The sequence below is a fragment of the Nostoc sp. genome, assembly GCF_036919495.1.
Classification (GTDB): Bacteria; Cyanobacteriota; Cyanobacteriia; order Cyanobacteriales; family Nostocaceae; genus Nostoc.
Genome location: NZ_JBALBZ010000059.1, coordinates 1 through 11,238 on the forward strand (window position 1 = coordinate 1; position 11,238 = coordinate 11,238).

Here is an 11,238-nt window from a genome sequence, read left to right on the forward strand (position 1 = left end):
TGACAGTAATCTGCTGTCTGGCTGGTTTAGTTATGTACGGGCTGGATACCGTGATTCACCAAACAACGAATCGCACAGCTGCCGTAAGTGCTGTATCGGAAGAACTATACCTATATAAATCTATTCATCACTCGATTCAGCAACGCCACCCTATGGCAAAAGTCTTTGAACGGATATTGAAATATCCGCAAAAGCTAATGGTGTAACTGTTCCTTGCTTAATAGTATATTCTTCAACATACTTACCATTTTGAGGGTTTCTGAACACAATCATCTGTTTAGCAGATAAACTTAAAACCCAATATTCTTGAATTTCAGCCGTCGCATAAATCGCAGCCTTGATCTCTTCTAAGTCGCTTTCTTCTTGAGCGCGGTATTGGTTGGTCTGCTTTGGATGTCGGGCGAGTAATTGCGGCGTTTGATGTCATCCGTACCTGTCATCCTCAATATAATGATTGGCTCAAAGGAATTGTAGCAAAGTGACAAGTGGCGCGATCGCTATTTTAATAACCTCTAGAGGATTTCTAACAAACTTGTAGGATATTGTTTATTTCAAAGTCCCGAAGTCTTTAAATGAGTATGATAAGAGGGGGCATTTAACCCCCTCACTTGCTCTCACAATTAATAGTTACCGCCACACCAGAATAGTTGGTAGGAGTACTTTTGCTGACATCTAGATGGAACAGCAAAAACTATACCAAAAGATGATCATCCTTTAGTCCTATCTGTCAGGAAATCAGGATAGCAGATTTCTGAGATTTGGTGGCATATTGAGTCAATAGTTACTGTGATTTTGACCCACTACCAACTGTTCTTGTTGAGTCTGCTGTTTCCATCTTAGAGCTTTCAGCATTGTCAACCTCAAGAGTTCGGAGCAATTCTCTAATTACATCTGTTGCTGGCCTTCCTGTCGAAGCACAGTAGGATTGAAGTTTCTTCATTTCCTCGGTTGTGAGATTTACTGTCAGCCGTTTAACAGCCCATTTTTTATTCATGATCCTCTTTTATCTTTAATATGTTCCTTTTTGCCGAAATCACCAAGTCATTAGGATTTATCCCGCAGTGCATAACCTACACTACGGACTGTATGAATCACACGCTTTTCCTTATTGTCTTTCAATTTTAATCGCAGATAACCAATATAAACGTCAAAAATATTAGAATTACCTATGAAGATATAACCCCAAACTTTCTCTCTTATTTGAATTTTTAGTAAACACTTGAGGCAGATGTGAGAGGAGATATTCTAAGAAGTCAAACTTTTGTTTAGTGTCAGACTGCGATCGCTTGTAGTTATATTAGCCTACACCTGCGAAGATGTAGCAGGTGGCGAGATAATCTCAAGACCATATTTTGAAGCAATAGCCAACGCTTTTTTCATGTCTGCGGGACTAACACTGGGTACTTGCGTTCTCTCACAGACTGGCACTCCTAAATGTTGTACTTATTTCATTGATTTAAATTTTTAATATTTAGTTTTTGGAATTAGTTGCGTTCTTAATATCATCTATCAATTGATCAATCCTTGCTTGAGTCGTATTCCAAGAACACATAAAACGTACTCCTCCCACACCAATAAATGTATAAAACTGCCAGTTCTTTGCTTTTAAGGCGTGAATAACTTGCTCAGGTAGTTTAACAAAGACGGCGTTAGCTTCTCTAGGAAACATTAAGTCAACATTTTCTATATTCAATAGTTGATTTTCTAAGTATTCAGCACATTGATTGGCATGTCTGGCATTTTTTAACCAAGCACCAGTTTCCAATAAACCCAACCAGGGAGCAGAGATAAAGCGCATTTTTGAGGCTAGCTGACCTGCTTGCTTGCATCGATAATCAAAATCCTCTGCTAGCTCTTTGTTAAAGAACAGAATGGCTTCACCTAATGCCATTCCATTCTTTGTACCACAAAAGCACAACACATCCACTCCACTTTTCCAAGTAATTTCAGCAGGGCTTTTATTCATAGCGGCAACTGCATTTGCAAAACGAGCGCCATCCATGTGGATTTTTAAGTTATACTTTTTCGCAACTTCTTTAATTTTCAGAAGTTCTTCAATAGAATATAAAGTCCCTAATTCAGTTGATTGGGTGATGCTAATAACTTTAGGTTTGGGATAATGAATGTCAGTACGTTTAGTGACAACTGCCTCTATAGCCTCTGATGTTAACTTGCCGTTTTTACCTTGAGCAAGTAACAATTTCGAGCCATTAGATGCAAATTCAGGTGCGCCACATTCATCTGTTTCTATGTGAGATGTTTCATGACAAATGACGCTATGATATGACTGACAAAGGGCTGCTAAAGATAAAGAGTTCGCGGCTGTACCATTAAAGGTAAAAAATACTTCGCAATTAATTTCAAAGAGTTCCCGAAAATAATCTGTGGCTTTTTGAGTCCATTCATCATTTCCATAGGCTGGAACACTACCTTGATTTGCTCTAATCATATATTCCAGGGCTTCTGGACAAATCCCAGAGGAATTATCACTTGCAAACTGTTCTAATTGGCTACTCATAATGTCTACTTAAATTTTTATCAGTAATTCTTATAATGTTAATGAATAATTTTGATATTTGGCAACTTCAAAATTGACAGGAATGCTATTAATATCTCAAATTATAGCAATTCTTATTTGAATAGGTGTTGCCTAGAGACACAGCATTGCCCTGTCCTTACGAGTATGTGTGTTCATCTGTGGTTAATTATTTTTTCTGTACTTTATCTGTACGAAAATAGTAGGGCTATTTAATTCTCATCTATACCGCCTCATAATGAATTCTGAGTTTAATAGCGAAAGTTGTCTAAAAATGACTTAAAAAAAGTTAGAGTCCGTTAAAACGGACTTTAGCTAGCTATAAGAGAGCAACTTTAGTTTTGAACGGTCTATGTCTAGAACAAAATAGCCCTACTTAATCATTCGGGAACAAAAATTTCCGATTTATTTAAAAATTTTTGAATCTGAACCTTTTAATTTTCACAACTTAAATATAATTGCTATCTCTTACGTCAACCTGTTAATTATTTTTTGTTGTCGTAGTTTTTCTCTGAGTATTTATAACAACAATCAGCATATTTATGCTAAGTAGCTTATACTACTGTATGACTTTGCTGATGCCCAAAAAAACTGGAGTCTTAGTTCTTCGTTACTGAGAACTTAAATTACTATAATAGCTTCGTCAAGCTTGCGTTGAGGGGATTGTGAGACGTTAAACATTGCCAATAACTAAGTATTATGCTAAAAAAATGAATTTTATTAATTAAAATGCTAATCATATACTTATAATGTAGCATACAATGCCCGACCAATAACTATGACATCACTATTGGGCTATTTGTTGTTTGTCATTAGCAAAGGACAAAGGACAAATGACCAATGACCAATGACCAATGACTAATAACTAATGACTGAACCATTGATTGAACTGAAAGGTGTTTCTAAGTCCTTTGGTAGCCATAAAGTTCTAGATAATGTAGACTTAACCATTTACCGGGGAGAAGCACTAGGGATTATTGGCCCATCAGGGACTGGTAAATCAACAATTTTACGGGTAATAGCGGGGTTACTTAGTCCCGATGAAGGAGAAATTTATGTGCAAGGAGTGCGGCGAGACGGTTTGATTGAGGATGGTGGCCAGGAGATTGGCATTGGCATGGTGTTTCAGCAGGCGGCGCTATTTGATTCGCTGACGGTGGAGGAGAATGTGGGGTTTTTACTTTATCAAAATTCAAAGCTACCGCGATCGCGCATCCAAGATTTGGTAAAAGAAAAATTGGATATGGTAGGTTTGCCAGAAATAAGCCACCTCTACCCAGCCGAACTTTCCGGGGGAATGCGAAAACGGGTCAGTTTTGCTCGTGCGATTATGTCTAACCCTGATAATCTTTCAGAAGGCCCAGAAGTTTTACTATACGATGAACCAACAGCCGGACTTGATCCCATTGCCTCAACAGTAATCGAAGATTTAATCCGCTATTTGCAATGTTTAAATGGAGTTTGTAGTACTTATGCTGTTGTTACCCACCAAGACAGCACTATGCGGCGTACAGCTGATAGACTTATATTTCTCTATGAAGGTAGAGTGCAGTGGCAGGGTACAGTTAGTGAAACATACAACACAGAAAATCCTTTAATCAAACAATTTCTCAGTGGAAGTGTGCAAGGGCCGATTCAAGTCGTCGGTTAGAAAGTGAGGAGTTAAGAATCAGGAGCAATTAAATTCAACTCCTAACTCTCAACTGCTAACTCATAACTCATAACTCATAACTAATTATTGGGTGGAGGAAAAAAATGCGAGGTCTTATGACAAGCCTCTTCTCTTCGAGAGGCTTCGCCAACGCGTCTGGGCGAACATTTAGAGAAGGCTCTGTGGGATTGTTACTCCTGCTAGGATTAGGGGTATTTGGGTTATTCTTTCTGTGGTTAAATAGATTCACTCCTGCTGGGAGGTCATACAAAATTATTGTGGAATTTGCTAACGCTGGCGGAATGCAAAAGGGAGCAGCAGTTCGCTATCGTGGCGTTAAGGTAGGAACTATTTCCCAGGTTCGACCAAAAGCAAATGCCATTGATGTAGAGATTGAAATTGGCCAAACTGACCTAATTCTCCCTCGGAATGTACTGGTAGAAGCTAATCAAAGCGGATTAATTAGCGAAAGTATTATCGACATCACACCAAAAGCAACGTTACCTACTGGGGTTGTAATTGCTAAACCTCTAGATAAAAATTGCGATCAGAGCCTAATAATTTGTAATGGCTCTCGGTTAAAAGGTCAGGTTGGCATCAGTGTTGATGAACTAATTCGCAGCTCAACTGATCTAGCCGCTGCATACAATAACCCCCAATTTTATAGAAATGTCAATAGGGTTCTAGAAACTACCACAGGTGCAGCAACCAGTTTTACTGAGCTAAGTCAGGATTTCCAAGGTTTGACCAAAAGCTTGCGACAACAACTTAATACCTTTTCAGCCACTGCTAATTCAGTGCAACGAGCGACAAACCAACTGAGTGCATCATCAAGTCAAACAATAAATAAATTCGGTGCAACTGCAACTCAAGCAAATCGTTTGCTGAACAATCTGGATAATTTATTGACAACAAATCGTTCTTCGCTGGTTGGCGCTTTGAACAATATCACCGAAACCAGCAACCAACTGCGTGTTACAGTCAGTAGCCTATCACCAGCTGTGAATCGATTCACTCAAGGACAATTAATCAACAATTTAGAAACTCTTTCAGCAAATGCAGCGCAAGCCTCAGCTAATTTACGTGATGCTTCAAAAACCTTAAATGATCCAAAGAATGCGGTGCTGCTACAACAAACTTTAGATTCAGCACGAGTAACTTTTGAAAATAGCCAAAAAATTACATCTGATTTGGATGAGTTGACTGGCGATCCTACTTTCCGACAAAATTTGCGGCAATTGGTGAATGGTCTAAGTAGTTTGGTATCTTCTACACAACAGATGCAGCAACAAGTGCAAGTTGCTACTACTCTAGATTCGGTAAAAACTGCTGTGAGCAAACCAAAGAATCTAATTCCTACCCCAGCACCAACTCAAGAGCCGATGTCTAATGATAAGTCTCTACCTGTCTACGTAATTAATCCCCCACCTGCTAATTTTGGAAGTACCGACATCAACCCTGAACCAACCCCAACCCCCACTCAGTCTATCTCTAACTCATCCCAAGAAGACCTGTTAAAGCAGCTGCGGGAGTATGGTAAGCAACGGGAGCAACTGGAGACTGGAAAATAGGCAATACAGCTTGACCGAATTTTAGATTCAATAACGATTCACTCACCCACTACAAGACCAGCAACTATCAAGCGCCATACTTGGGCAAAATCTGTGTCGATGTTTGGATCGCTCCATTCGGATGCGTGGGCTGGATGGTGAAATCGAACCGTCGCTTGAAAGACTGCTTTCGCTGCTACCTGCGGATCTGTTACCCTAAACTCGTTACTGGAAATACCGCTCTCGACGATCGCAGCGACTTGGCTTACTAGTTCAGCAATGTGAGCTTGAACTACCCCTCGCGCCTCTTGAGCGATCGCAGAATAGGTTGCAAACAACTCTGGCTCGTTCAAAACTTTTTGACGTTTCAGAGTCATGAGTTGCTCAAACCATCGATGCAACCGTTCAACGGCGGAACCCTGTTCTTCGGCGATCGCAGCTAGCGGTGTAGAAACCCGATGCAACCACCGTTCTGCTACAGCATCGCGCAAGGCTGCCTTGCTGGGAAAATGCCGATAAATCGTGCCGTGGCTCACCTCTAAAAAGCGAGCCACATCCACGACTGTTGCCTTTGCCAGACCGTAACGACGCAAAACCTCTTCCGCAGCGTCGAGAATCCGCTCCGGTGTCAAAGCTGAATCATTCATCTCTTTTCACTATCCAACATCCTCATTTGATCTGGAGCATAGCGATCGCCAGCCACGGCATTCAGTGGCACTGCTGCCTCAATCCGGGCGAGATCATCCTGACTTAAGTGTAGATCCAGCGCACCTAGTGCTTCATTTAAGCGATCGCGACGTCGTGCCCCAATCAGCGGCACAATGTCGTTCCCCCGCGACAATACCCAAGCAATTGCCACTTGAGCAACCGTCGCACTCTGTTCTTGGGCAATCAGGCGAAGGGCTTCGACTAGCAACAAATTGCGATCCAGATTCTCTCCAGAGAAGCGTGGTAGATGCCCGCGAAAGTCTTGCGCTTGCTCAGAGCGTTGTTTCGACCAGTGACCGCTCAATAAGCCCCGTGAAAGGACTCCATAAGCGGTAACAGCAATGCCCAATTCCCGCACAGTTGGGAGAATGTCATCCTCAATGCCACGAGTCAGAAGCGAATATTCGATCTGAAGACAAGTGATGGGATGAATCGCATGAGCACGCCGAATTGTATCTGCACCCATTTCAGATAAACCAATCTGGCGAATATATCCAGCTTTCACCATTTCGCTAATCGCCCCAACGGTGTCTTCAATGGGCACGGTCGGATCGAGCCGGGCTGGCTGGTAAAGGTCAATGTAATCGGTTCCCAGTCGTTTTAATGTATAGGCAAGTGAAGTCTTTACGGCTTCAGGACGACCATCGAAGCCAATAAAGTTGCCGTCAGGCGATCGCAGCGCCCCGAATTTAACAGCAATGAAAACATCTTCCCGCCGCCGTCCTGCTAGGGCTTCGTGTAGCAGCAGTTCATTATGCCCCATGCCGTAAAAGTCGCCTGTATCTAGTAAGTTAATACCTGCATCAAGCGCTGCATGAATCGTTGCAATGCTTTCTTTGCGATCGGCTGGGCCATAAACATCAGACATGCCCATACAGCCAAGCCCAAGTGCCGATATTGTTGAACCGTTTTTTCCCAGTTGACGCGACAACATAGTAAGTTCTCCCTGTGGTGATACAACTATGATAATCAAGTAAATGACAAAAATCAATAATTGTCATTCAATATTTGTTAATACCGTCCAAGATGGTGAGCATCTGTTAAGAAATCGAACCACAGAGGCACAGAGAACACGGAGAAATAAGAGTTTGGGGACTTCCAGAAAATAAATTATCCAATTTACTCAGATAATATTTTTCTTTCTCCCCTGCCCCCCTGCCTACACCGCGATAGGATATTTTTTTAGTTGGAAGTCCCTTGGGAGGTATTTTGCGTAAGTGCTGCCTGATTTGAGTCTTGCATTTTGTACATCACTTACTTGCAGACTGCCATAAGTTAACCTTTGAGACATTTTTGAAACAATGTTGTCGTGATCTGCGCGATCGCCTGTTGTTATTTTTTAGCCAAATCAGGGAATTCTATTAATACGATTCAGTAATTCGTACAGCGTTGACCAGAGAAAGACTTTCCGTAGGGTAGCAACTAGTATTGGTTGTTGTAGATTTACTTGAACTGTGTTGTAAAAATATTTTGAGTTTTGAGGATCGGTTTATGGATAAATCAATTATTCAGTTGGTTGACGAATTACCGACTGACAATATCACTGTCAAAGTTTTAAAAGCTCTTGATTATGTAGCACCAGGTGAGTGGAGTAATTTGACGGGATTTGAGAATAATATTCGCAGCATTACTGGAGTTAGCGATGCTAAGGTAATTCAGAAAATCCGCGATCGCGCTGTTGTTTTATACGAAGATCCTCAACAAGGCTACAAGTTCGCAATCAAACTTTATCAAACAATTGATAAGGCAGACACAGCTATGGCAACGGCGGCTTTAGCGAATAAAGTTAGTGAAAAAATCGGCTTTCTCTCTTTTTTAGGCAAAATTACTCCGAAAGCTGATGTAACTCAATCCATTGACTTACTACTGAAAATCACCGTCGAAATCATCGCCTTTTGCAAACTAAATGGCATTCCTCAACCGAATCCCCAAGAGTTTGCTAATTCACTCGCTAACAACTATCAAGATGCATCCCGAATGCGGATGGTAGCTCTAGTTTGTATAGACGGAATTCTACCACTAGGCCCCGACTTTTTGGACAAAATTCACGGAGTTATTAGTGGTACTGATACTGGAGCAATAACTCAAAATCCGGTTTTCTTAGCTATCAATAACTTTCTACCAGGTAGTAGCCCCTCTGATAAAGTTGGTTTTATCAGTCAAAGTTTCAACTCTGTGCAAGGTTGGATGAATAACTTAGTATCCAAAACAGGCATAACCCCGCAATCCATTTCTAGTCATTTGGGTAATTTTATTCAAATTGCTGATGATAATTTAGATTTTGTAGCAGCATTCCTAGATCAAGCTACCAATTATTACGAACATACAGGAATTCAAACTGTCGCTCGCAGCTTGATTTTACAAGCTTATACTTTAGTCCAAGAGGAAATTAAACAAGAGGAACAAAAGCCTATCCAAGATGTTTCATCTGTTGTTAAGTCAGATAAAAATCAGTATGAACTCAGCAAAACAGTAGAAGTCTGGGATAGCGAGGAAGAAGATTGGTATCAGGGAACAATTGAGAAAATCCAAGATGACCAATTCTTTATTCATTACCTTGGTTACGGTTCATCTCATAACCAGTGGGTGGGCGAAGATGACATTCGGACTCGCGATCTTCGCTCCTCTGATGACAATGGATATGCAGTGGGTCAAAAGGTAAAATGTTGGGATGATGACCAAGAGGCTTGGTATTCTGCAACAATTGAGCAAATCCAAAATCAGCAATACTTTGTTCACTACATTGGTTATGACTCATCTTATGATGAGTGGGTTGATAGCGACGAAATTTCCTAACTGTTGAATTAGCACGGGGCCGATGAGAGCAATATCTCCGATGGGTAATTCGGTGTCGCCCCCCGTGCTAATATATAGTAATTTTAAAAAATCATAATTAACATCTAGAGAATCAAACTCTTTTCAATTACGAATTACGAATTACGAATTACGAATTATATACTTGCGCTACGATATCCCCTATTGCCTTTGTGCAATGTATATGAGGAGTAGTACAGGTCAACAACATGACAGAAGAATTCAATACACAGGGTGCAGAGAATCTGGTTGCGATCGCAGATCAATTCGCTGGGCTAGGGAAGGTTACAGGCGTTAAAGCTTTTGGAAGTGGTAATATCAATGACACCTTCTTAGTAGATATAGATTCTTCAGAAGAACAATATTTTGTCCTGCAACGCATCAACACGCAGGTATTTCGGCAGCCACAACTGATTATGCAGAATATGCGTACCTTCACTGAGCATGTTCGCAAACGGTTACAGCATACGCCTCTAAATCGTCGCTGGGAAGTGCCACGCGTACTATCAACTAAGGATGCTCAAGACTACTGTAGGGATGGAGACGGCTCTTTTTGGCGGGCGATTAGCTTTATTGAAGGCTCTCAGTCTTTCGATACTATGCGCGATCGCTCACACGCGAAAGAAATCGGTTATGCCTTGGGAATGTTCCACAATCTGATTAGCGATTTGCCCCCAGAAAAACTCGCCGATACTCTTCAAGGGTTCCATATTACACCGCTTTATCTCCAGCATTACGAGGAAGTGTTGGCGAAAACTACTGCGTGTCAATCTTCGGAAGTTAATTATTGCTTGCAATTTGTTAGCGATCGCCAAACCTTTGCACATATCCTTGAAAATGCCAAAGTTGAAGGCAAGTTACCCTTGCGGCTGATGCACGGCGATCCAAAAATCAATAACGTTATGTTTGACACTGCTACTCTGCAAGCCGTCAGCGTCATCGACCTGGACACTGTTAAACCCGGTCTGGTACATTACGATATTGGTGATTGCCTGCGATCGGGTTGCAATCCGGCTGGAGAAGAAACCGAGAATTGGGACAGTGTTTATTTCGATACCGACCTGTGTCAGGGAATCTTACAAGGTTATCTCTCGGTAGCAAAAGCATTTCTGACTGAGAATGACTATGCATATATATACGATGCAATTCGTCTGATCGCCTTTGAACTAGGATTGAGGTTTTTTGCTGATTATTTAGCAGGGAATGTCTACTTCAAAATTAAACACCCAGAACATAATCTTGCCAGAGCGATCGTCCAGTTTAAACTTACCGAAAGTATTGAATCTCAAAAAACGCAGATTTGTAATATTATTAAAGATATGAAATGAACGATCAGACATTTTCCCTGCAACCCTTTCCTTCTATAAAATCCCTGTCTAATTTGAAAATTGCAGGTAATATTTCCAGAAATGGTAATCAACTTGTCATCCGCTATATGCTTGAGGGCTATTTAAAAGAAATTGCAATCGCCCCACCATCAAATACTCCATCACGCAAGCATGAACTTTGGGAAGATACCTGCTTCGAGTTCTTCGTTGGCATCAAAGATTCTCAACGGTATTGGGAATTTAATCTCTCCCCCGCCGGACACTGGAATGTCTATCGTTTTGATGGATATCGTCAAGGAATGCAAGAGGAAAGAGCGTTTGAAAATCTATCGTTTAATGTTCAAAATCAAGCCGATGCTTTAATACTTGTGTTGGATGTAGATTTGGATAAAATCATCTCTGTAAAGCAAGCTATTGAAGTTGCCATTACTACCGTTATTAAACACAGAAATGATGAGGTGACTTACTGGGCTTTAACTCATCAAGGCGCGGAGGCTGACTTTCATTTGCGAGATAGTTTTATTGTTAAATTGTGAGATGTGGTTACTACTACCAGTAAGGGACTTCCAGAAAATAAATTATTCCATTAACAATAATGATAATCATTTTAAAAGGGGGGATGAAGGGGCTGCCGACGGCAGCCCCTTCATC

General features: G+C 41.1%; 13 protein-coding genes and 1 pseudogene. 8 read left to right on the forward strand and 6 right to left on the reverse strand.

Features of this window, described 5'->3' with window-relative positions; translation table 11 throughout:
* A partial coding sequence (locus V7K25_RS07475) for a hypothetical protein (RefSeq protein WP_335156540.1) occupies positions 1-206 on the forward strand: 206 nt, incomplete at its 5' end.
* Here the strand turns inward: V7K25_RS07475 and V7K25_RS07480 are convergent.
* The gene (locus V7K25_RS07480) at positions 151-342 is read right to left on the reverse strand and encodes a Uma2 family endonuclease (RefSeq protein ID WP_335156562.1); all 192 of its coding nucleotides are present in this window, start codon (positions 340-342) and stop codon (positions 151-153) included. The genes V7K25_RS07475 and V7K25_RS07480 overlap by 56 nt on opposite strands.
* 32 nt (positions 343-374) lie before the next feature.
* On the opposite strand from V7K25_RS07480, the gene V7K25_RS07485 reads away from it, so the two are divergent.
* Positions 375-482 (forward strand): DUF3131 domain-containing protein, encoded by a 108-nt coding sequence (locus V7K25_RS07485; RefSeq protein WP_335156564.1) that lies wholly within the window; start codon positions 375-377, stop codon positions 480-482.
* 299 nt (positions 483-781) lie between these two features.
* Here the strand turns inward: V7K25_RS07485 and V7K25_RS07490 are convergent, their stop codons facing one another.
* Both V7K25_RS07490 and V7K25_RS07495 read right to left on the reverse strand, forming a co-directional pair.
* On the reverse strand, positions 782-994 hold the full coding sequence (locus V7K25_RS07490; protein ID WP_335156542.1) for a CopG family transcriptional regulator: 213 nt from the start codon (positions 992-994) through the stop codon (positions 782-784).
* A gap of 50 nt (positions 995-1,044) precedes the next feature.
* Positions 1,045-1,270 (reverse strand): annotated as a pseudogene (locus tag V7K25_RS07495) (winged helix-turn-helix domain-containing protein); the annotation flags it as partial.
* On the opposite strand from V7K25_RS07495, the gene V7K25_RS07500 reads away from it, so the two are divergent.
* Positions 1,262-1,468 (forward strand): hypothetical protein, encoded by a 207-nt coding sequence (locus V7K25_RS07500; protein ID WP_335156544.1) that lies wholly within the window; start codon positions 1,262-1,264, stop codon positions 1,466-1,468. The pseudogene V7K25_RS07495 and the gene V7K25_RS07500 sit on opposite strands and share 9 nt — an antisense overlap.
* Before the next feature lie 3 nt (positions 1,469-1,471).
* Here V7K25_RS07500 and V7K25_RS07505 read toward each other — a convergent pair whose 3' ends face one another.
* Positions 1,472-2,518: a threonine aldolase family protein gene (locus tag V7K25_RS07505; RefSeq protein ID WP_335156546.1), complete on the reverse strand. Its 1,047-nt coding sequence runs from the start codon at positions 2,516-2,518 to the stop codon at positions 1,472-1,474.
* Between the two features lie 886 nt (positions 2,519-3,404).
* Between V7K25_RS07505 and V7K25_RS07510 the strand changes: the two genes are divergently transcribed.
* Both V7K25_RS07510 and V7K25_RS07515 read left to right on the forward strand, forming a co-directional pair.
* Entirely contained in the window at positions 3,405-4,187 is a 783-nt protein-coding gene (locus tag V7K25_RS07510; protein ID WP_335156548.1) for an ABC transporter ATP-binding protein, read from the forward strand.
* A 104-nt stretch (positions 4,188-4,291) separates the two neighbouring features.
* Positions 4,292-5,758 (forward strand): MlaD family protein, encoded by a 1,467-nt coding sequence (locus V7K25_RS07515; protein WP_335156550.1) that lies wholly within the window; start codon positions 4,292-4,294, stop codon positions 5,756-5,758.
* Positions 5,759-5,796: 38 nt separating this feature from the next.
* Here V7K25_RS07515 and V7K25_RS07520 read toward each other — a convergent pair whose 3' ends face one another.
* Both V7K25_RS07520 and V7K25_RS07525 read right to left on the reverse strand, forming a co-directional pair.
* Positions 5,797-6,384, reverse strand: a complete 588-nt coding sequence (locus V7K25_RS07520; protein ID WP_335156552.1) for a TetR family transcriptional regulator — start codon at positions 6,382-6,384, stop codon at positions 5,797-5,799.
* Positions 6,381-7,379, reverse strand: a complete 999-nt coding sequence (locus tag V7K25_RS07525; RefSeq protein ID WP_335156554.1) for an aldo/keto reductase — start codon at positions 7,377-7,379, stop codon at positions 6,381-6,383. The genes V7K25_RS07520 and V7K25_RS07525 overlap by 4 nt, the downstream gene beginning before the upstream one ends.
* Before the next feature lie 557 nt (positions 7,380-7,936).
* Here V7K25_RS07525 and V7K25_RS07530 point away from each other — a divergent pair.
* The 3 genes from V7K25_RS07530 to V7K25_RS07540 all read left to right on the forward strand — a co-directional run bounded on the left by V7K25_RS07530 (position 7,937) and on the right by V7K25_RS07540 (position 11,123).
* On the forward strand, positions 7,937-9,241 hold the full coding sequence (locus V7K25_RS07530; RefSeq protein WP_335156556.1) for a Tudor-knot domain-containing protein: 1,305 nt from the start codon (positions 7,937-7,939) through the stop codon (positions 9,239-9,241).
* Between the two features lie 227 nt (positions 9,242-9,468).
* Positions 9,469-10,587, forward strand: coding sequence for a phosphotransferase enzyme family protein (locus V7K25_RS07535; protein WP_335156558.1), 1,119 nt, complete (start codon positions 9,469-9,471; stop codon positions 10,585-10,587).
* Complete coding sequence (locus V7K25_RS07540) at positions 10,584-11,123, forward strand: DOMON-like domain-containing protein (RefSeq protein WP_335156560.1); 540 nt, start codon at positions 10,584-10,586, stop codon at positions 11,121-11,123. Before V7K25_RS07535 ends, V7K25_RS07540 begins: the two co-directional genes overlap by 4 nt.
* Positions 11,124-11,238: the final 115 nt, after the last annotated feature.

Coding starts and splice junctions, on each gene's coding strand:
- V7K25_RS07520 (WP_335156552.1), bottom strand. CDS start 6,384: ATGAATGATTCAGCTTTGACACCGGAGCGGATTCTCGACGCTGCGGAA.
- V7K25_RS07525 (WP_335156554.1), bottom strand. CDS start 7,379: ATGTTGTCGCGTCAACTGGGAAAAAACGGTTCAACAATATCGGCACTT.
- V7K25_RS07490 (WP_335156542.1), bottom strand. CDS start 994: ATGAATAAAAAATGGGCTGTTAAACGGCTGACAGTAAATCTCACAACC.
- V7K25_RS07535 (WP_335156558.1), top strand. CDS start 9,469: ATGACAGAAGAATTCAATACACAGGGTGCAGAGAATCTGGTTGCGATC.
- V7K25_RS07540 (WP_335156560.1), top strand. CDS start 10,584: ATGAACGATCAGACATTTTCCCTGCAACCCTTTCCTTCTATAAAATCC.
- V7K25_RS07515 (WP_335156550.1), top strand. CDS start 4,292: ATGCGAGGTCTTATGACAAGCCTCTTCTCTTCGAGAGGCTTCGCCAAC.
- V7K25_RS07530 (WP_335156556.1), top strand. CDS start 7,937: ATGGATAAATCAATTATTCAGTTGGTTGACGAATTACCGACTGACAAT.
- V7K25_RS07510 (WP_335156548.1), top strand. CDS start 3,405: ATGACTGAACCATTGATTGAACTGAAAGGTGTTTCTAAGTCCTTTGGT.
- V7K25_RS07505 (WP_335156546.1), bottom strand. CDS start 2,518: ATGAGTAGCCAATTAGAACAGTTTGCAAGTGATAATTCCTCTGGGATT.